Raw genomic sequence first — 18,163 nt, forward strand, 5'->3', positions numbered from 1 at the left:
CCCGTACCGCGTCCGGGACGCGGAACGGTGGTCTGCCCGCTACGGGGCCGAACGGGCCCTCCCGCCCGTGCCCCGCAGCCACCTGTGGGCCTCCTACGGGCCCCTGAGCGGTCAGGAGGCGCCGACGGGAGCCCTCGGACCGCGAGGGCGTGGGGAAACCCGGCTCAGCGCTCCACGAGGCGGTCGAACTGCGTCGTGGTGTGCCGCAGATGCGCCACCAACTCGTCGCCCACCCTCGGCTCGGGTGCGTCCGAGGGCACGAACAGGATCGACACCTGCATGTGCGGGGGCTCCGCGAACCAGCGCTGCTTGCCGCCCCACACGAACGGCGAGAGGTTGCGGTTCACCGTCGCCAGTCCCGCGCGGGCCACCCCCTTGGCCCGGGGCATCACTCCGTGCAGGGCCTTCGGGGCCTCCAGGCCCACCCCGTGCGAGGTGCCGCCGGCGACGACCACCAGATAGCCGTCGGAGGCCACCTTCTGCTGGCGGTAACCGAACCGCTCGCCCTTGGCCACCCGGGTGACGTCGAGGACCGCGCCGCGGTACTCCGTGGCGTCGTGGTCCCCCAGCCACAGGCGCGTACCGATCCGCGCGCGGAACCGGGTCTGCGGGAACTGCTGCTGGAGCCGGGCCAGTTCCTCCGCCCGCAGATGGCTGACGAACATGGTGTGCAACGGCAGCCGGGCCGCGCGGAGCCGGTCCATCCAGCCGATGACCTCCTCGACGGCGTCCGAGCCGTCGGCGCGGTCCAGCGGCAGGTGGATGGCGAAGCCCTCCAGCCGGACGTCCTCGATCGCGGCGTGCAACTGCGGGAGGTCCTGCTCGCTCACCCCGTGCCGCTTCATCGTCGACATGACCTCGATGACGACACGGGCACCGACCAGACCGTGCACCCCGTCCACCGAGGACACCGAACGGATCACCCGGTCGGGCAGCGGCACCGGTTCCTCGCCCCGTCGGAACGGGGTCAGGACCAGCAGGTCACCACTGAACCAGTCCTTGATCCGCGCGGCTTCGTAGGTGGTTCCCACGGCGAGGACGTCCGAGCCGAAACGGGTGGCCTCCTCGGCGAGCCGTTCGTGACCGAACCCGTATCCGTTGCCCTTGCACACCGGGACGATGCCCGGGAACTGTTCGAGCACGTGCTTGTGATGTGCCCGCCAGCGCGCGGTATCGACATTGAGCGTGAGCGCCATGGCCGGTCCCGGAACCTTTCTCGTGGCTGCCGTGAAACAGAGATAATGGACAGGATTCTGCCAAGTGCCCCGGATCGCCGGCACACCGGAGGGGACGAGCGGTCGGCTCAGCGACGCGACATGTAAATGTCGAGGGCCTTGTGGAGCAGCTTGTTCAGCGGGAAGTCCCACTCACCCAGGTACTCGGCGGCCTGCCCGCCGGTGCCGACCTTGAACTGGATCAACCCGAAGAGGTGGTCGGACTCGTCCAACGAGTCCGAAATGCCCCGCAGGTCGTAGACGGTCGCCCCGAGCGCGTAGGCGTCCCGCAGCATGCGCCACTGCATGGCGTTCGACGGGCGGAACTCCCGGCCCTTGTTGTCGGACGCCCCGTACGAGTACCAGACGTGTCCGCCGACCACGAGCATCGTCGCCGCCGCCAGGTTGTCGTGACCGTGGCGCGCGAAGTACAGGCGCATGCGGTTGGGGTCCTCGGTGTTGAGGGTCGTCCACATGCGCTGGAAGTACGAGAGGGGACGCGGCCGGAAGCGGTCGCGAACGGCGGTGATCTCGTACAGCCGCTGCCACTCCTCCAGGTCGTGGTATCCGCCCTGGACGACCTCGACGCCCGCCTTCTCGGCCTTCTTGATGTTCCTTCGCCACAACTGGTTGAAGCCCTTGTGGACGTCCTCCAGGGAACGGTTCGCGAGCGGCACCTGGAAGATGTAGCGGGGCTGCACGTCGCCGAAGCCGGCACCGCCGTCCTCGCCCTGCTGCCACCCCATGCGACGCAGCCGGTCGGCCACCTCGAAGGCGCGCGGCTCGATGAAGTCGGCCTCGACGTCCCGCAGTCGCTTGACGTCCGGGTCCTGGATGCCCCTCTTGATGGAGGTGGACTCCCAGCGGCGGATGATCACCGGCGGGCCCATCTTCACGGAGAACGCGCCCTGTTGCTTCAGGTGCGCGAGCATCGGCCGCAGCCAGTCGTCCAGGTTCGGTGCGAACCAGTTGATGACCGGGCCCTCGGGCAGATAGGCGAGATAGCGCTTGATCTTGGGGAGTTGGCGGTACAGCACGAGACCGGCGCCCACCATCGCACCGGTTCTCGGGTCGAACCACCCGAGACTCTCGGAGCGCCACTCGGCCTTGACGTCAGCCCAGGCCGGAACCTGCATGTGGCTTGCCGAGGGCAGGCTCTGGATGTAGGCCAGATGCTGCTCTCGGCTGATGGTCCTCAGGGTCAGGCTCATGCGGGGGCGCTCCTCGGGCTCGTATGTCCCCATGCTGACAGGGGCTCCGGCTCTCGCGCCGAAGCCTACTGCGCCCGGGGAGCGCCCCGACTGGCCCGTACGGCCCGTTCCGCGGATGCGGCCCCGTCGGCAGACGGGCGACCGACCGCGGGCCCGTCAGCCGATGAGGCCGCCGAACAGGCCGCCGTGTGCCATGCCGATGAAGAAACCGAAGGCCGAGGCGCCGAGACCCAGGATCAGGCCGAACCGTTCGCGGGTGGTCTCCGAGATGTACTGGCCGTATCCGCCCAGCAGGATGCCGACCAGGCCGGCCCAGGAGCTGAGCAGGTGCAGATCGCTCCAGATCGAGCTGATGGCGGCCGTCAGGCCCAGGACCAGGGTGACCACGACGAGCGTGTCCTGGAGCGGATGGGGCTTGCCGTCGGTGGCGATGATCGAGACACCGGTGTTCGGTCGCATTGCCTGTGCCATGGGGCACCTCCTGCGGAAGGGCGGCGCGTGGTAGCGCCCTACAACCCGATGCATACAGAGTGCGACGGGGTACCGGCGGATTTCAACCGGAAGCGGGTGTGCGGGTAGTCTGTACCGTCTGCACCGGTGTCTGCCCGTGAGCTGCCCGGTCCCGTCGAGGGGCCTGACTGTCAGTGGTGGTCGATACCGTTGCGTACGCATCACAACCCTCCTGCCACGGAACGACCGTGGCCGTTGAGTCCAGAGGAGGTGGGTTCCACATGCGTCACTACGAGGTGATGGTCATCCTCGACCCCGATCTGGAGGAGCGCGCTGTCTCCCCCCTGATCGAGAACTTCCTTTCCGTGGTCCGCGAGGGCAACGGCAAGGTGGAGAAGGTCGACACTTGGGGCCGTCGTCGGCTCTCGTACGAGATCAAGAAGAAGCCCGAGGGCATCTACTCGGTCATCGACCTCCAGGCTGAGCCTGCGGTCGTCAAGGAGCTCGACCGACAGATGAACCTGAACGAGTCGGTCCTCCGGACCAAGGTCCTCCGTCCCGAGACCCACTGAGCCACCGGCTCAGCGGTTCCGGGCATCGAGTAGCAGCACAAGCAGCCAGCAGCAATCGCCGAGAGGTTCCCCATGGCAGGCGAGACCGTCATCACGGTCGTCGGCAATCTTGTCGAAGACCCCGAGCTGCGCTTCACCCCCTCCGGTGCGGCGGTCGCGAAGTTCCGTGTCGCGTCCACGCCCCGCACCTTTGACAAGCAGACCAATGAGTGGAAGGACGGCGAGAGCCTGTTCCTCACCTGCTCGGTCTGGCGTCAGGCGGCGGAGAACGTCGCAGAGTCGCTTCAGCGAGGCATGCGCGTCGTCGTGCAGGGCCGACTGAAGCAGCGGTCGTACGAGGACCGTGAGGGTGTCAAGCGCACGGTCTACGAGCTGGACGTCGAGGAAGTCGGCCCCAGCCTGAAGAACGCCACGGCCAAGGTCACCAAGACCACCGGTCGCGGTGGCCAGGGCGGGTACGGCGGCGGCGGTGGCGGCCAGCAGGGCGGCAACTGGGGCGGCGGCCCCGGTGGCGGTCAGCAGCAGGGCGGCGGCGCTCCCGCCGACGATCCCTGGGCGACCGGAGCTCCGTCCGGCGGCGGTCAGCAGCAGGGCGGCAGCGGCGGTGGCGGCTGGGGCGGAAGCTCCAGCGGCGGCAGTGGCGGCGGCTACTCGGACGAGCCCCCCTTCTAAGGGCGGGCCCGTACCCCACTTCTTGATCACACAGGAGAATCACCATGGCGAAGCCGCCTGTGCGCAAGCCGAAGAAGAAGGTCTGCGCATTCTGCAAGGACAAGGTCACGTACGTGGACTACAAGGACACGAACATGCTGCGGAAGTTCATTTCCGACCGCGGCAAGATCCGTGCCCGCCGCGTGACCGGCAACTGCACGCAGCACCAGCGTGACGTCGCCACGGCCGTGAAGAACAGCCGTGAGATGGCGCTGCTGCCCTACACCTCCACCGCGCGATAAGGGAAGGGTGACCGAAACATGAAGATCATCCTCACCCACGAGGTCTCCGGCCTCGGTACCGCTGGCGACGTCGTTGACGTCAAGGACGGTTACGCTCGCAACTACCTGATCCCGCGGAACTTCGCGATCCGCTGGACCAAGGGTGGCGAGAAGGACGTGGCGCAGATCCGCCGCGCCCGCAAGATCCACGAGATCGCCACCATCGAGCAGGCCAACGAGATCAAGGCCCGCCTCGAAGGTGTCAAGGTCCGTCTGGCCGTCCGCTCCGGCGACGCCGGTCGTCTCTTCGGTTCCGTCACCCCGGCCGACGTCGCTTCGGCGATCAAGGCTGCGGGCGGTCCCGAGGTCGACAAGCGCCGCATCGAGCTGGGCTCGCCGATCAAGACGCTGGGCGCCCACACGACGTCCGTGCGTCTGCACCCCGAGGTGGCCGCCAAGGTCAACGTCGAGGTCGTCGCGGCCTGAGGCCGTGTTGCACTGAGCCTTCACGCTCGATGAGTGGGGCCGCACCCTTCGGGGTGTGGCCCCACTCGTTCGTCCGGGCCTGCCGGGACGGCCCCGGCGTCCGGTTTCACGTGAAACATGCGGTGCTCAGCGGGGTGGCGTCTGCCGTTCAGCGGGTGGCGCCCGTCACGATCCAGCGGCCGGACCGAGAGCGCAGCCAGAGCGTCAGCATGCGCACCACCATCATCAGGCTCATCGCGACCCAGACGGCGGTGAGCCCGCCGTCGAGAACCGGGACGAGAAGCACCATCGGGAGGAAGGCCACCAGGGTGACCACCATGGCGCCCGCGAGGTAGGGGCCGTCCCCGGCTCCCATGAGAACTCCATCGAGGACGAAGACGATGCCGCAGATCGGTTGGGCGACGGCGATCACGATCAGCGCGGGAAGAGCAGCGTCCCGCACCGCGGAATCGCTGCTGAACAGCGGGATGTACAGCGGACTGGTGAGGACGACCAGGGCGCCCAGGACAATGCCGGAGATCACCCCCCACTCCACCATCCGACGACAGACGGCCTTGGCCCCTTCGGGGTCGTTCGCCCCCAGGTAGCGGCCGATGATGGCTTGACCGGCGATGGCGATCGCATCGAGGGCGAAGGCGAGCAGGGTCCACAGGTTCACCACGATCTGGTGCGCGGCCACGTCCGCGTCGCCGAGCCGGGCGGCCACGGCGGTAGCGATGATCATGATCAGCCGGAGCGAGAGCGTGCGCACGAGGAGCGGGGCTCCGGTCCGGGCGCTGGCACGTATGCCTGCCGCGTCCGGCCGCAGGGAAGCACCGTGGCGTCGGGCTCCTCGGACGACCACGTAGCCGTAGACGGTGGCCATGCCCCATTGGGCGATCACCGTGCCCCAGGCGGAACCTGCGATGCCGAAGCCCGCGCCGTAGACGAGGACCACATTGAGCACCGCGTTCGCCACGAAGCCGCCGATGGCGACGTACAGCGGGGTCTTGGTGTTCTGGAGGCCCCGGAGGATGCCGGTCGCGGCAAGGACGATCAGCATGGCGGGTATGCCGAGGGCCGAGATCCGTAGATAGGTCAGTGCGTAGGGAGCGGCCGTGTCGGAGGCGCCGAACAGCTCGACCAGGGCGGGGGCCGTGGGCAGGGTGAGGGCGGTGACGACCACCCCGAGCAGGATGGCGAGCCAGACCCCGTCGACACCCTGACGTATGGCTCCTTGCAGATCGCCCGCGCCGACCATGCGGGAGACGGTGGCGGTGGTGGCGTAGGCGAGGAAGACGAACACGCTCACCGCGGTCAACAGCAGGGCCGAGGCGATGGCGAGTCCGGCGAGTTGCGCGGTGCCGAGATGGCCGACGATCGCACTGTCGGCCATCAGGAACAGGGGCTCGGCGACGAGTGCACCGAAGGCGGGCACGGCCAGGGTGACGATCTCGCGGTCGTGCCGGCGCCGGGCAGCCTTGGTCGTCACGGGGGCCTGTGTCATGGGCACCAAGGTAATCGTCCACAGGTAAGAGATGCAACTAGCTAAGGGTCCTTACATTGGTGAGCGTGTGGCCCCTGGTGTCGCGGAGTTTCCGCAGATCTTGGTCCGCTCGGGAAAGTTTTTCTTCTGCACAGCCGGTGGATGGCAAAAGGCCAGGTCAGCCAGGGTTGGTGACCAGGGACGAGGTCTTGTTCACAGGACTGTCCACCGGCTCGTGCACAGGTTTCGGCAGTTTCTCCACAGCGTGAGGGCTGTTATCCACAGAGCCTGTGGATAACCAGATTGGCTGACGGTGGCCGCGGGCCTACCGTGGTCCGGCGCCCGTCCTGTCTCCCGGCGTCGGAATCCTCGCAAAACCGACGCGTCGCAGCTGGAGTCGGGCCTCACATTTGTCAGTGTCGTGCCGTAGGAATGAGGGGCACGGCGAGGTCCGCTCGGCGGACGGGAGGAGGTGGCCCGGTGAGCATTTCCGAGCCCTTGGACGAGCCGTGGGCCGACAGCGGTCCCAGTGACCGTCTACCCGTCTCCCGTCAGCGCGGTGACCGTGACCGTGACCGCAGCCGCGGTCGGGACGACCGCCACGACCGCGGCGGTGAAGGAGCCTGGGACGGCGCCGGACCGGCGTTCGAACGGGTGCCGCCGCAGGACCTCGACGCCGAACAGTCCGTGCTCGGCGGCATGCTGCTGTCCAAGGACGCCATCGCCGACGTCGTCGAGGTCATCAAGGGCCACGACTTCTACCGGCCCGCGCACGAGACGATCTACCAGGCGATCCTGGACCTCTACGCCAAGGGCGAGCCGGCCGACCCCATCACCGTCGCGGCGGAGCTCACCAAACGCGGGGAGATCACCCGGGTCGGTGGTGCCTCGTACCTGCACGGCCTGGTGCAGACGGTGCCCACCGCGGCCAACGCCGAGTACTACGCCGAGATCGTGCACGAACGGGCCGTGCTGCGCCGCCTGGTCGAGGCGGGCACCCGCATCACGCAGATGGGGTACGCGGCCGACGGGGACGTCGACGAGATCGTCAACAGCGCACAGGCGGAGATCTACGCCGTCACCGAGCAGCGCACCAGCGAGGACTACCTGCCGCTCGGCGACATCATGGAGGGCGCGCTCGACGAGATCGAGGCGATCGGCTCGCGCAGCGGCGAGATGACCGGTGTGCCGACCGGGTTCACCGACTTCGACTCCCTCACCAACGGGCTGCACCCCGGCCAGATGATCGTCATCGCGGCCCGCCCCGCGATGGGAAAGTCGACGCTCGCCCTGGACTTCGCCCGTGCGGCCTCCATCAAGAACAACCTGCCGAGCGTGATCTTCTCCCTCGAAATGGGGCGCAACGAGATCGCGATGCGTCTGCTGTCCGCCGAGGCCCGGGTGGCGCTGCACCACATGCGGTCCGGCACGATGACCGACGACGACTGGACCCGGCTGGCCCGCAGGATGCCCGACGTCTCGGCGGCCCCGCTGTACATCGACGACTCACCGAACCTGTCGATGATGGAGATCCGTGCCAAGTGCCGCCGGCTGAAGCAGCGCAACGACCTCAGACTGGTCGTCATCGACTACCTCCAGCTGATGCAGTCGGGCGGTTCGAAGCGGGCCGAGAGCCGCCAGCAGGAGGTCTCGGACATGTCCCGGAACCTGAAGCTCCTGGCCAAGGAACTGGAGGTCCCGGTGATCGCCCTCTCCCAGCTGAACCGTGGTCCCGAGCAGCGCACCGACAAGAAGCCCATGGTCTCCGACCTCCGCGAGTCGGGTTCCATCGAGCAGGACGCCGACATGGTGATCCTGCTGCACCGGGAGGACGCCTACGAGAAGGAGTCACCCCGTGCGGGGGAGGCCGACCTGATCGTGGCCAAGCACCGGAACGGGCCCACCGCGACGATCACGGTCGCGTTCCAGGGGCACTACTCCCGCTTCGTGGACATGGCCCAGACGTAGGGCGGGACTGTGTAGGTTCTCAAATCCCGTGTCATTTTCTCAGTCGCAATGTCATCTGATTGGCCGAACTGACATGGGATTGAGAATCGCTGGCCACTGCCTTCACTCGTTCGGCTGACCTTGCCTTAGGTCCGGCGTGGGAGCCTCACACGGATGCGAACGTAGCGCTCGCGGAGGAGGCGGCCGACGATCCGGGGGGTGACGCATGGCGGCAGGGCTGAGAGCGGCATCGATCACCGTGAGCCTGCGGGGCCCGGATGGCAGCCAGGTTGAGAACCGGGAGTGGAGCGCGTCCTCGATCGACCTGCTTGCGGCGGCGTCACCCTGGCGAACCTTTCGCTGGTATAGGGGCCAGCGGCACTACTCGGGCACCTACTGGTCCGCCACGACGCGCGACCACGTGATCTACGAGTCGCGTCTCGAACTGACGAGGCTCCTCTTCGCTGATGCAGGACAACACGATGCCCTGAGACGCGGCATGATCATGACAGGTCGGCAATGCGTCGGAACACCCTGTCGAACGCGCCGGATGCCACGAGCCCGGCAATCACGCGCACCATGCTGCCGATGCCGGGATTCCGCACGATCAGGCGGTCTCCGCGTAGAAGAAGCACTGCCCGGAGACCGCCTCTCCGCTCGTCTCCCAGCTCCGCATGAGCCGATCCACCTCGGCGAGAGTGAAGATCGTGGAACTCCAGCGCGACCCGTCGGCAAGATGAACCTCGGCATCGACGTTGCAGACCTCTTCGATCGCCTCGTCCGGTTCCACGAGGAAGAGCACCTGGAAGCCGGCGGCCCGAACCCGACCCTCGGACGCCGGGCCCGCCTGTTGCGGCATCGACGCCGTCACTGAAGCTCCTCACCCGGAGGTATGAAGGCGTCGGCGCTGTCGGCGTCCTCCACATGCCCCTGAGCATCGACTGTGATGGCAGTCGCCCGGCCCTGCGAAGTGATCAACCAGGCCAGCACCTGCTCCGTGAGAGGTGATCCACCCGGCCCTTCATCCGTCCAGTGTGCCCGCCATCCCCCACCGGGTATCGCGGCGACTATTTGATCGGCCCGCTCCAAGTGGGAGAAGTCCACGTAGTCCGTGACCTGGCGCAGTGCCCCTCGTTGCGGGTGGACCACCAAGGCTGTCCCGATTGCGGGATCCCATCCCTCCACGCGCACCATGCGACCGATATCGGTCTCAGTGCCATTGAAGATGGCGGTCCATCCGGTTTGATTGAAGTATCGGAGTTGCATGGCGTCATGATCCCGGAGGTCCGGCGACCTGCTCGACCTCCGTGTCGTGGAAGCCGTGGTTATCAAGAAACCGGCAGGCCGGTGATACTGATGTCAAAGACCCGACGGACTGTGGAAGCGGACCCAGACATTCCTGTAGGGCTCACGGAGATTGTGGCCGACCGGCGGGCAGCCGGGCCGGCGTTGCTGCCACAGATCCGTCAGAAGCACCCGCACATCTCCAGTCAGTGGAGCCGCGATTGGCTCCCCAAGCAGGGGAGGCCGCCGAGTAGGCGGGAGAGAGAGTGCGGTCAGTGGATTGCTGCTTCTCTATGCTGGTGCACACATTCACTCGTCGGGGGACTCCGTTGCCAGCGGGATACCACACCGCCAGCAGTCGTTCGCGTGGTCGTCCCGGCAGACGTAGCCGATGGCACCATCCACGCACCATTCGGCGGCCTCCTCGGACAGCAGGTCGGGCCCGGCAAGGAGCAGTCGACGAAATTCCGTGGTGTCCGCAATGTCGGCCGGCCGGTTGGTGAACCACTCGTTGAACCAAGGCTTGTCCTGGTATATGCGCCAGTGCGCATTCTCCCGGTCGTCGACAGCTGTAAGGAACCGATCGACGATGCGCCCCCAACTCGGTGCTCCGAACCAGCCGTTGTCGGACGCACAGAAGGATTCGATCAGGGTTCGCAGGCCGAACTCCTTCTCGTGAAGGCAGTACCTTCGCCCCCATGAGATCGCGACCTGCGCCATCTCCGCGAGTTCTTCGCGCGGATCAACCTCGTGCGCCGGGTCGTCAGGGTTATGGCAGGCCAGCCCGAGCTCGAGTACGGACTGCCCTGTCGGTAGAACCCGGGACGGGTTGACGATCGCGAGACCGAGACCGATCCAGTCGACATGGTCGAACGACAGCATCGAGCGCACGAGTCGGGTGGTTGCCGTGTTGATCCGCATCATCGTGCCGTCGTGGAGCGGACTCTTCCCGGCATGCCAGTTCTCGACGGGTGTGTTGCGCCACACGGCGAGCGTGATGCGGGTGGCAGCGAGCCACAGCAGGGCGTCGTCGTCGAGGTGCCCGAACCGCTTGGCACACTCCTGGGCGCCGTAGGTGATCAACTCTTCCGGTTTCGGCCACCTGTGGCTGTCGGGCCCTTCAGGCCCTTCAGGCGCGTACTCATAGTCGTCGGCGTACTCGTCGAGGATCGCACTCAACTCGGCTGCGCTGTAAGCCTCGCTGTACTCGGAGCTGTCCGGCTCCTCGACGGTGTACATGTCGTGGTCCCAGGAGACGTACACGTCGCCCCAGAGCACGACGTCATCGCACTCGCTGGCGTTGTCCGTCACAACCGGCCTGATGGTGATCGGGGCAGTACGCCCGTCGGTTCGTTCGCTGTCCTTCTCGGCGGCCCATGCGGTGATGACCCCGAGCGGCTTCGGAAGGAGAGGACCGACCTCAGTGATGCTGAACGGCTCGTCGTCGTCATCGGTGTCGAACCGGCTGTTGACGAACGCGACCGCCTCGGAGGGCGTGCTGACGATGGACTGGGTACCACTCTTGTTGTCAACTACACGCCACAACGCCCTATTCTTCACGGTGCTCTCCGATCGCGGTGAGTGCACCCGGGGCGGGTGCGATGTGCCGGGTCGCTCGGCACTGCCACCAACTTATGGGCTGATCAACCCATCCGTAGTCCCGAAGGTGCTTGTCGGCGATAACGTTCGGTACGTTCGCGTGCAACCTGCTCTTCGCGACCGCGGCGACACATCAGAGTCCAACGGCGCAGGAGGCGAAGATGGCGCTGAGCAAGAAGGGCTCCCGGCGCATGACCGTTGACGGGATCGAGTACCGCTGGCGGATCCGCAGGAAGCCCTCCTACATGCAGGGACTCTGCTGGACACCGATCACCTATGCGGTCGAAGCAGCCAGCGGCAGCCAGCCGGGCACGACCTTGATCGTCACCAGCGGCCAGGCCCATCCCAGCAACTGGGTGGGTGCCGAGGCAGTGCCCATCTGCCCAGCCCACGTTGCTGCCAGCATCCGAGAAGCACGGGACCGAGGCTGGGAACCAACCAAGGCCGGATCTCCTTTCCAGCTCGACCGATCCGCAGGGTTCATCACCCAGCCATGAGACAAAGCGAAGAAAAGCAGTCCATCTCGGCCGAACTGCCGCAGAGGCTCCAGGCCTGGTTCGCCGAGCATGAGGAACGCCTGCAATCCTGCGGAATCACGGGTGCGGTCCAGCAGTCGCCCGAGGACGGCCGAACCAAGAACAGCACCTGGATGACGCTCGAAAACGATGACTCCGTCGCCGTGCTCATCGTCTGGAGCAGCGGGGAAGCCGAGCTTGAGTACGGGGACATGGCAACAGGCCAGGTCCGACAACAGCACCGGGACCTCTGCACCTTCCAGGACCTCCTCGACGCCATCGAGACCATCCATGAATGGATCCGCATAAAGGGCGAGCCGTCCGTGGAAGGGTGACTTCCGGCGAGTTCGAGAAAGCCTGGGCCGAGTTCCTTGACAGATTTCAACCCGCCCCCGCCGACCTCTCGGTGTTCCGAGGGCTTCTTGGCATCATCGCGACATGACCCAGACCCTTCCCCGCACCGTCCGAGCCGTCGACACCGCTCAGCTCCTGGACCTGGCCCAGGAGGCCGCCCTGCACGGCTTCAGCCAGCGGCTCCCGGTCGACTGGCTACGAGAGCACCTCGCCGCAGAAGCGACGCACTACCTGTTCCCGACACTCGTGCAGCGGCTCACGCACCGCCCCGAGGTGCCGCTGCAGTGGAGGTGCCAGCAACTGCTGACCGTCAGCACCGGCGAGCAGATCTGGGGTCTCCTCGACGTCCTTCCCGACACCTTCGACAAGATCCCGGAGACCTTGGACACGGCGTCCAAGAAAGACATCGTCAACCGCATCGAGCGAGCAGTGAAGGTGCGGGAGTGGATGGAACGGACGGCCGCCGATGCAGGTTCATGAGGTCCGGCGCAGCCGGCTGGGCAGTCTGAGGAAATGACATCGATCTGAGACAGCCGCTTGCCGACACGTCGTGAGACTGGAGGGGAACGTCCAGGTCATAGCGTCGGCTCGTGACACCGAAGGTGAGAACCCACAGGACTGTAGGACCTCAAAGTCCCGGGTCCGATTCGAGTCGGAGCTCCCGGTGCGGCAGTTCACGTCGTACCGCGGGCACCGCCATGGGAACCCAGGGCCCCCTCCACCAAGGGCTCTGCCTCCATCGAGGCCGCGACTTCCGTGAAATTCGGTCGCGGATGCGGAGAAGCTGACCGAACGGCTGGCAATAGGCTCAGCAGCAGACCCGGCATCGGTTAGGAGGCTCGGATATTGCGGCTTGCGGCGTCGAGGTAATCGGTGATGGCTCGGTGGTTCTTGGTGAGGCATTCGATTTTCTCGGCCATGCGATCGCGTTCGCGTTCGAGCGTTGCGACCATGTCCGGCGTGACGTAGGGCATGTGGATCGTGCGGGGGGTGTTCAAGCAGGGCAGGATCTGCTTGATGATCCGTGTGGGTAGCCCTGCATCGAGCAGGCCTCGTACCTGGAGAACCCGGTCTACGACGTACTCCTCGTAGTCCCGGTATCCGTTGGGCAGTCGATTCGCCTCGATCAGTTCCTGCTCCTCGTAGTAGCGCAGCAACCTCATCGGAGTCCGGGTGCGCGTCGACAGCTCACCGATCCGCATGTCCCTCTCCTCGCCCTCCGTGGCTGGCGTTCTGTGACTCGGCGCACATCGAGTTGACCTTCACACTGATGTCACCCATCGATGGTAAGGCCATGACACGACCAGACACTCTGACACCTCGCTCGACAACGAACGCCCGGCTCCCGCTGGCGGGTCTTCTGGCCTTGGCCGCCACCGGGTTCATCACGCTCCTGACCGAGACGATGCCCGCCGGGATGCTTCCCGGGATGAGCCGAGACCTGGGTGTGAGCGAGAGTGCTGCCGGGCAGAGCGTCACCGTCTTCGCGATCGGGGCGATCCTCGCCGCGATCCCGCTCACCAAGGCGACGATCGGCTGGCCGCGCCGACACCTGCTGCTGTTGGCGATCGCAGGACTCGTGGTCGCCAACACCGTCACCGCGCTCTCCGAGAGCTTCGCACTTACGCTAGCCGCCCGGTGCCTCGGCGGCATCGTCGGCGGGTTGCTCTGGGCGCTGTTGGCCGGGTACGCGGTACGGATGGTTCCCTCACATCAGCGCGGCAAGGCCATGGCGATCGCGATGGGGGGCGCAATCGTTGCCCTGTCCGTCGGAGTTCCTGCTGCGGCGCTTCTGGCCAAGCTCGTCGAGTGGCGATATGCGTTCGGGATCATGACCGTCCTCACGCTCGCGTTGATCGTGTGGGTCATCGCGGCGGTGCCGAACTTCCCCGGACAGCCCAAGGGCTCACGGCTCCCGCTCACCCGTACCCTTCGCATTCCCGGCGTAGCGCCCGTGCTCTTCGTGACCCTCACGTTCGTGCTCGCCCACAGCATCCTCTACACCTACATCGCCCCGTTCCTCAAGCCGCTCGGCATGGCAGGTCAAGTCGACGCCGTGCTGCTCACCTTCGGCCTGGTGTCGCTGGTGAGCATCTGGATCGCCGGAGCGCTCGTCCATCGGAGCCTGCGCCCCCTCATGATCCTCGCGTGTGTGCTCTTCGCGACGTGCGCGCTGCTGCTCGGCATCTTCTCCGGCGTGCCTTCGCTCGTCTACGCCAGCGCGGCGCTCTGGGGGCTCGCGTTCGGCGGCACCTCCACCCTGTTGCAGACCGCAGTCGCCGAAGCAGCAGGCGACGCCGGCGATGTCGCCCAAGCGCTCCTCACCACCGGATGGAACGTCGGAATCGCCGGTGGTGGCATCATCGGAGGCATCGTCCTCAGCGGATTGGATGCATCCTGGCTGAGTTGGGTCGCGCTCGCACTGCTCGTCCCTGCACTCGCCACTGTGCTCACGGCGCGCGAACACGGGTTCACCAAGGGAGAACTCGGCAGCCGCTGAACCACCGCTGCCCGCGACCCAAGAGATGCAAAAGATCGACACGTCATCGAAACCGAGACCCTGCAACCGCGCTGGACGCCTCATCCGGGCGGGGGTCGGGAGGCTGGGGCGTCCGCCCGCCACTCGTCCTCAAGGATGCTGAACATCTCGGAGTCCCGCCAGCCGTCCCGGAGCAGCGCGGTGTGGCGCTGACGTCCTTCGTGGGTCATGCCGAGCTTGCCGAGCACCCGGGCCGACCCGAGGTTGCGCGGGTCGCAGGTGGCGTAGACGCGGTGCAGTGCGAGTTCCTCGAACCCCCGCACCAGTAGTTCCCGGCCGATGGCCGTTCCCACGCCCCGGCCCCAGACCTCCGGGTGCACCACGTAGGTGATCTCGCCTTGACGTCGGACCCGGCTCCGGACGTGGAGCTCCCCCATGCCCACCGGGTCGCCGTCGACGCGCGCTACGTAGGCGAACCGCTGCTGGGGCGTGCGGGACCAGGCATCGGCCGCAGCCGCCACGAACGCGCGCGTCTGCTCTTCGGAGTTCGGTCCCCAGGTCTGGAAGCGGCAGACCCGGGCCAGGGAAGCCCAGGAGTGGACGGCTCGCCAGTCCGCGAGCTCGATTCTGCTCAAGTGAACCGGGTGTCGAGCCACGGGCCGATCCTGCCAGACACCGTCACACCGTCACACCGGGTCGAAGCCGGGCCCCCGGCGTGCTTCCTCCCGCTCGGTGGTACGCCGCACGGGGGAGGCGTCCACGTCCGGTTGCGGTAGCCATGCATGATGAACGTCCACGGACGGGACCTGCACTACTTCACCTCGGTCGCCGAGGAGTTGAGCTTCACCCGCGCCGCCGAGCGGCTGTTCGTCTCCCAACCCGCCCTCAGCAAGCAGATCCGGGTGCTGGAGAAGCGACTGGGCGCGCCCCTGTTCGTACGGGACCGGCGGACCGTGCGGCTGACCGCGGTGGGGGAGGCCCTGTTGCCGCACGCGCGCGCGGTGCTCGCCGCCTGGCGGGCCGCGGAGGCGGCGGTGGAGGAGGCGAAGACCGCCGGGGGGCGCACGCTGGTGATCGGCATGTCCACCAGCCCGGGCCGCGGACTGCTGCCCGCCCTGCGGACCCGACTCTTCTCGCGGCATCCGGACGCGCGGCCCGTGCTGCGCCAGGTCAACTGGACCGATCCCAGCGCCGGGTTGGCGGACGGGTCCAGTGACGTGGCCTTCGTCTGGTTGCCGCTGCCGGACGAGGCGCGCTACCGGTTCGCGGTGGTGGCCCGCGAGCCCCGGCTGGTCGCCCTCCCGGACGCACACCCCCTGGTGGCGCGGGCCGCGTCGGACCCCGAGGGCGCGGTGGACCTCGCCGACCTGCTGGAGGAGCCCTTCCTCGCGTTGCCCCCGGACGCCGGCCCGCTGCGGGACCACTGGCTCGCCCTGGACGCCCGGGACGGTCGACCACCGCGGATCGGCGGGGTGGTGGCCAGCGCCGAGGAGACCCACGAGGCGGTGGCCGGTGGCCAGGGGGTGGTGCTGTTGGCCGCCGGCAACGCCGCGCTGGTCGTCCGGGACGGGGTGGTCGCCGTGCCGGTGCGGGGCGTCTCCGCGTCTCGACTGGCGGTGGCCGCCCGCCGGGACGACGGACGGCCAGTGGTGCGCGCCTACCTTGCTGCTGCCCGGGAGTTCGGGGCCGTCACCGGTTGATCAGGCGGTGTCGTCCGAGCCCGGTTCGGCCCCCGTGTTGAGGATTTCACGGGCCTGTTCCGAGGCGCGGGTGATGCTCTCGCCGACGAAGTCGACGAAGCGGGCGATGCCCTCCAGACGGGCGGCGGCCGGAGTGTCGGGGCCGAGGACGCTGACGCCCTGTCGGGCGGTCTCGGCGAGCCGGGCGTGGGACCGGGCGCCCGCCACCATCGACTGGTACCAGACGTCGTTGTCGACGGCGTAGCGCTCCCGGCGCCCTTCGTCCCGTTCCCGGCGGACGAGGCCCTGGCTTTCGAGGAACGCGACCGATTTGGAGATGGACGCCGGGCTGACCTGGAGGTGTTGGACCAGTTCGGACGCGGTGAGGCTGCCCGCGTCGGTGGTGTAGAGGCAGGTCAGCACCCGCGCCATCATCTTGGGCAGGCCCGATTGCATGAGGAGCGTGGTGAAGGCCTCCTCGTACTCGCGCACGGCCTCGGCATCGCGTCCGTGGGCCTGCGGGGGCGCATGGTTCCCCCGGGGCGCTGCCGGCGTGCGCCGTTGGGTGCGGCGTTCGGTGGCGCGGTGGGCCAGGTCGGCGCGGTAGGCGGTGGGGGCCGCCGTTGCGCATCACCTCACGCGTGATCGTCGAGGTCGGGCGGTCGTTGCGTCTGGCGATCTCCGCGTAGGGGAGTCCGTCGGCCAGCCCCAGGGCGATCTGCTGGCAATCCTGCCGGGTGAGCCTGCCTCCCGGCACCGCGATCTCCTTCCGTGCTTCTTCAGTGCCGTCAGCATAGCGTTCACTCTCTACTCAATGCAACGGAATGGGAATCTGGCGTTGCGTTAGAAATGCAGCCGATGCAACGATATTGATGCTCTGAGCTGCACTGATGTGCTTTGAGTGCAACGAGTGTGTTGCTCAATCTGTGAACGCAACGTAGCGTTTGCGGTGTCAGAAACAAGCAACCGCAGGAGAGACCACCATGCAGAAGTTCGACACCCCCGCCCCGATCACCGCCGTCCTCGACATCCCCGTGGGACGCATCCAGTTGATCGCTGCCGAGCGGGCCGACACCGCGGTCGAGGTCCTGCCCGCGGACCCTTCGAACGGTCGTGACGTGAAGGCGGCGGAGCGGACCACGGTCGAGTACGGCGACGGCGTTCTGCGCATCGAGTCCGCGGTGAAGAACCGGGTGCTCGGCAGCTCCGGAGTCATCGAGGTGACGGTCCAGCTGCCCGCCGGCTCCCGGGTCGAGGCGAAGGCGGCCAGCACCGATTTCCGGGGCGTCGGACGACTCGGCGACGTCGTCTTCGAGGGCTCGCACGGTTCCGTCAAGCTCGACGAGACGGCGAGCGCCCACCTCACCCTCCTGGCCGGCGACGTCTCGGTCGGTTGCCTGGGTGGCCCCGCGGAGATCAGCACCCAGAAGGGCGACATCCACGTCACCGAGGCCACGCGCGGCCTCGTCAAGCTGAGCACCGTGTCCGGCGACGTGACGATCGGCGCCGCCCGCGGCGTGAGCGCCTCCCTGGACGCCGGGACCGACCGCGGCCGGATCAACAACGCGCTCAAGAACGCCGACGGCGACGCCGCTCTGAACATCCACGCGACCACCACCCAGGGCGACATCCACGCCCGCAGCCTCTGAGGAGCACCCATCATGACCAAGCTGGCCATCGCGGCTGACGGACTGCGCAAGTCCTACGGTGACAAGGTCGTCCTCGACGGCGTGGACCTGGCCGTCCCCGAAGGAACGGTCTTCTCCCTACTGGGCCCGAACGGTGCGGGCAAGACCACCGTCGTGAAGATCCTTTCCACCCTCGTCTCCGCCGGCCCGGGCACGGGCGCCGTGCGGGTCGGCGGCCACGACCCGGTCACCGCACCGCAGGGGGTGCGGTCGGTGATCGGTGTGACGGGGCAGTTCTCGGCGGTCGACGGTCTGATCACGGGTGAGGAGAACATGCTCCTCATGGCG

General features: G+C 67.4%; 21 protein-coding genes and 1 pseudogene. 12 read left to right on the forward strand and 10 right to left on the reverse strand.

Annotation, left to right across the window (positions count from 1 at the left end):
• Nucleotides 1-164: 164 nt before the first annotated feature.
• The 3 genes from ACFYOU_RS24030 to ACFYOU_RS24040 form a co-directional block, all read right to left on the reverse strand.
• Nucleotides 165-1,196 carry an alanine racemase gene (locus ACFYOU_RS24030; RefSeq protein ID WP_385496402.1) on the reverse strand — a complete coding sequence of 344 codons (1,032 nt, stop codon included), beginning with the start codon at nt 1,194-1,196 and terminating at the stop codon, nt 165-167.
• Between the two features lie 107 nt (nt 1,197-1,303).
• Nucleotides 1,304-2,425: a lipid II:glycine glycyltransferase FemX gene (locus tag ACFYOU_RS24035; protein ID WP_385496403.1), complete on the reverse strand. Its 1,122-nt coding sequence runs from the start codon at nt 2,423-2,425 to the stop codon at nt 1,304-1,306.
• Nucleotides 2,426-2,581: 156 nt separating this feature from the next.
• Nucleotides 2,582-2,896, reverse strand: coding sequence for a hypothetical protein (locus tag ACFYOU_RS24040; RefSeq protein ID WP_391308318.1), 315 nt, complete (start codon nt 2,894-2,896; stop codon nt 2,582-2,584).
• Nucleotides 2,897-3,156: 260 nt separating this feature from the next.
• Here ACFYOU_RS24040 and rpsF point away from each other — a divergent pair, with 260 nt between their 5' ends.
• The 4 genes from rpsF (at nt 3,157) to rplI (ending at nt 4,865) form a co-directional block, all read left to right on the forward strand.
• Nucleotides 3,157-3,447, forward strand: coding sequence for a 30S ribosomal protein S6 (gene rpsF / locus ACFYOU_RS24045; RefSeq protein WP_006604399.1), 291 nt, complete (start codon nt 3,157-3,159; stop codon nt 3,445-3,447).
• A gap of 72 nt (nt 3,448-3,519) precedes the next feature.
• Nucleotides 3,520-4,119 carry a single-stranded DNA-binding protein gene (locus ACFYOU_RS24050; protein WP_385496405.1) on the forward strand — a complete coding sequence of 200 codons (600 nt, stop codon included), beginning with the start codon at nt 3,520-3,522 and terminating at the stop codon, nt 4,117-4,119.
• Between the two features lie 44 nt (nt 4,120-4,163).
• Nucleotides 4,164-4,400, forward strand: coding sequence for a 30S ribosomal protein S18 (rpsR, locus tag ACFYOU_RS24055; RefSeq protein ID WP_003949403.1), 237 nt, complete (start codon nt 4,164-4,166; stop codon nt 4,398-4,400).
• A gap of 18 nt (nt 4,401-4,418) precedes the next feature.
• Entirely contained in the window at nt 4,419-4,865 is a 447-nt protein-coding gene (gene rplI / locus ACFYOU_RS24060) for a 50S ribosomal protein L9 (RefSeq protein ID WP_389764128.1), read from the forward strand.
• A gap of 148 nt (nt 4,866-5,013) precedes the next feature.
• Here the strand turns inward: rplI and ACFYOU_RS24065 are convergent, their stop codons facing one another.
• Nucleotides 5,014-6,360 (reverse strand): MATE family efflux transporter, encoded by a 1,347-nt coding sequence (locus ACFYOU_RS24065; protein WP_391308321.1) that lies wholly within the window; start codon nt 6,358-6,360, stop codon nt 5,014-5,016.
• A 450-nt stretch (nt 6,361-6,810) separates the two neighbouring features.
• Here ACFYOU_RS24065 and dnaB point away from each other — a divergent pair, with 450 nt between their 5' ends.
• Complete coding sequence (gene dnaB, locus ACFYOU_RS24070) at nt 6,811-8,298, forward strand: replicative DNA helicase (RefSeq protein WP_391308323.1); 1,488 nt, start codon at nt 6,811-6,813, stop codon at nt 8,296-8,298.
• Nucleotides 8,299-8,884: 586 nt separating this feature from the next.
• Here the strand turns inward: dnaB and ACFYOU_RS24075 are convergent.
• The 3 genes from ACFYOU_RS24075 to ACFYOU_RS24085 all read right to left on the reverse strand — a co-directional run bounded on the left by ACFYOU_RS24075 (nt 8,885) and on the right by ACFYOU_RS24085 (nt 11,121).
• Entirely contained in the window at nt 8,885-9,148 is a 264-nt protein-coding gene (locus tag ACFYOU_RS24075) for a hypothetical protein (protein WP_391308325.1), read from the reverse strand.
• On the reverse strand, nt 9,145-9,543 hold the full coding sequence (locus tag ACFYOU_RS24080; RefSeq protein WP_391308327.1) for a hypothetical protein: 399 nt from the start codon (nt 9,541-9,543) through the stop codon (nt 9,145-9,147). The genes ACFYOU_RS24075 and ACFYOU_RS24080 overlap by 4 nt, the downstream gene beginning before the upstream one ends.
• 327 nt (nt 9,544-9,870) lie before the next feature.
• Nucleotides 9,871-11,121, reverse strand: a complete 1,251-nt coding sequence (locus ACFYOU_RS24085) for a hypothetical protein (RefSeq protein ID WP_391308328.1) — start codon at nt 11,119-11,121, stop codon at nt 9,871-9,873.
• Nucleotides 11,122-11,321: 200 nt separating this feature from the next.
• On the opposite strand from ACFYOU_RS24085, the gene ACFYOU_RS24090 reads away from it, so the two are divergent.
• The 3 genes from ACFYOU_RS24090 to ACFYOU_RS24100 all read left to right on the forward strand — a co-directional run bounded on the left by ACFYOU_RS24090 (nt 11,322) and on the right by ACFYOU_RS24100 (nt 12,509).
• Nucleotides 11,322-11,657, forward strand: coding sequence for a hypothetical protein (locus tag ACFYOU_RS24090; protein ID WP_391308330.1), 336 nt, complete (start codon nt 11,322-11,324; stop codon nt 11,655-11,657).
• Nucleotides 11,654-12,010 carry a hypothetical protein gene (locus tag ACFYOU_RS24095; RefSeq protein WP_391308332.1) on the forward strand — a complete coding sequence of 119 codons (357 nt, stop codon included), beginning with the start codon at nt 11,654-11,656 and terminating at the stop codon, nt 12,008-12,010. The genes ACFYOU_RS24090 and ACFYOU_RS24095 overlap by 4 nt, the downstream gene beginning before the upstream one ends.
• A 103-nt stretch (nt 12,011-12,113) precedes the next feature.
• Nucleotides 12,114-12,509 carry a hypothetical protein gene (locus ACFYOU_RS24100; RefSeq protein ID WP_391308334.1) on the forward strand — a complete coding sequence of 132 codons (396 nt, stop codon included), beginning with the start codon at nt 12,114-12,116 and terminating at the stop codon, nt 12,507-12,509.
• 350 nt (nt 12,510-12,859) lie between these two features.
• Here the strand turns inward: ACFYOU_RS24100 and ACFYOU_RS24105 are convergent, their stop codons facing one another.
• Nucleotides 12,860-13,231, reverse strand: coding sequence for a MerR family transcriptional regulator (locus ACFYOU_RS24105; protein ID WP_391308336.1), 372 nt, complete (start codon nt 13,229-13,231; stop codon nt 12,860-12,862).
• 92 nt (nt 13,232-13,323) lie between these two features.
• On the opposite strand from ACFYOU_RS24105, the gene ACFYOU_RS24110 reads away from it, so the two are divergent.
• The gene (locus ACFYOU_RS24110; protein WP_391308338.1) at nt 13,324-14,529 is read left to right on the forward strand and encodes an MFS transporter; all 1,206 of its coding nucleotides are present in this window, start codon (nt 13,324-13,326) and stop codon (nt 14,527-14,529) included.
• Between the two features lie 80 nt (nt 14,530-14,609).
• On the opposite strand, the gene ACFYOU_RS24115 is transcribed toward ACFYOU_RS24110, so the two are convergent.
• Complete coding sequence (locus ACFYOU_RS24115; RefSeq protein ID WP_391308339.1) at nt 14,610-15,143, reverse strand: GNAT family N-acetyltransferase; 534 nt, start codon at nt 15,141-15,143, stop codon at nt 14,610-14,612.
• Nucleotides 15,144-15,293: 150 nt separating this feature from the next.
• On the opposite strand from ACFYOU_RS24115, the gene ACFYOU_RS24120 reads away from it, so the two are divergent.
• Entirely contained in the window at nt 15,294-16,208 is a 915-nt protein-coding gene (locus ACFYOU_RS24120) for a LysR substrate-binding domain-containing protein (protein ID WP_391308370.1), read from the forward strand.
• On the opposite strand, the pseudogene ACFYOU_RS24125 reads toward ACFYOU_RS24120, so the two are convergent.
• Nucleotides 16,209-16,944, reverse strand: a pseudogene (locus ACFYOU_RS24125) (helix-turn-helix domain-containing protein).
• A 226-nt stretch (nt 16,945-17,170) separates the two neighbouring features.
• Here ACFYOU_RS24125 and ACFYOU_RS24130 point away from each other — a divergent pair.
• Together ACFYOU_RS24130 and ACFYOU_RS24135 are read left to right on the forward strand one after the other, a co-directional pair.
• A complete protein-coding gene (locus ACFYOU_RS24130) occupies nt 17,171-17,836 on the forward strand; it encodes a DUF4097 family beta strand repeat-containing protein (RefSeq protein ID WP_391308341.1) in 666 nt (221 codons plus the stop codon).
• 12 nt (nt 17,837-17,848) lie between these two features.
• Nucleotides 17,849-18,163: ATP-binding cassette domain-containing protein (locus ACFYOU_RS24135; protein WP_391308343.1), on the forward strand; the 315-nt coding region annotated here is incomplete at its 3' end.

This window comes from Streptomyces sp. NPDC005955 (assembly GCF_042871255.1).
Lineage (GTDB): Bacteria > Actinomycetota > Actinomycetes > Streptomycetales > Streptomycetaceae > Streptomyces.

Bases quoted from the DNA above. Each gene is read 5' to 3' on its own strand.
- ACFYOU_RS24030 (WP_385496402.1), bottom strand. From the start codon at position 1,196: ATGGCGCTCACGCTCAATGTCGATACCGCGCGCTGGCGGGCACATCAC.
- ACFYOU_RS24035 (WP_385496403.1), bottom strand. From the start codon at position 2,425: ATGAGCCTGACCCTGAGGACCATCAGCCGAGAGCAGCATCTGGCCTAC.
- ACFYOU_RS24040 (WP_391308318.1), bottom strand. From the start codon at position 2,896: ATGGCACAGGCAATGCGACCGAACACCGGTGTCTCGATCATCGCCACC.
- rpsF (WP_006604399.1), top strand. From the start codon at position 3,157: ATGCGTCACTACGAGGTGATGGTCATCCTCGACCCCGATCTGGAGGAG.
- ACFYOU_RS24050 (WP_385496405.1), top strand. From the start codon at position 3,520: ATGGCAGGCGAGACCGTCATCACGGTCGTCGGCAATCTTGTCGAAGAC.
- rpsR (WP_003949403.1), top strand. From the start codon at position 4,164: ATGGCGAAGCCGCCTGTGCGCAAGCCGAAGAAGAAGGTCTGCGCATTC.
- rplI (WP_389764128.1), top strand. From the start codon at position 4,419: ATGAAGATCATCCTCACCCACGAGGTCTCCGGCCTCGGTACCGCTGGC.
- ACFYOU_RS24080 (WP_391308327.1), bottom strand. From the start codon at position 9,543: ATGCAACTCCGATACTTCAATCAAACCGGATGGACCGCCATCTTCAAT.
- ACFYOU_RS24090 (WP_391308330.1), top strand. From the start codon at position 11,322: ATGGCGCTGAGCAAGAAGGGCTCCCGGCGCATGACCGTTGACGGGATC.
- ACFYOU_RS24095 (WP_391308332.1), top strand. From the start codon at position 11,654: ATGAGACAAAGCGAAGAAAAGCAGTCCATCTCGGCCGAACTGCCGCAG.
- ACFYOU_RS24100 (WP_391308334.1), top strand. From the start codon at position 12,114: ATGACCCAGACCCTTCCCCGCACCGTCCGAGCCGTCGACACCGCTCAG.
- ACFYOU_RS24105 (WP_391308336.1), bottom strand. From the start codon at position 13,231: ATGCGGATCGGTGAGCTGTCGACGCGCACCCGGACTCCGATGAGGTTG.
- ACFYOU_RS24110 (WP_391308338.1), top strand. From the start codon at position 13,324: ATGACACGACCAGACACTCTGACACCTCGCTCGACAACGAACGCCCGG.
- ACFYOU_RS24120 (WP_391308370.1), top strand. From the start codon at position 15,294: ATGAACGTCCACGGACGGGACCTGCACTACTTCACCTCGGTCGCCGAG.
- ACFYOU_RS24130 (WP_391308341.1), top strand. From the start codon at position 17,171: ATGCAGAAGTTCGACACCCCCGCCCCGATCACCGCCGTCCTCGACATC.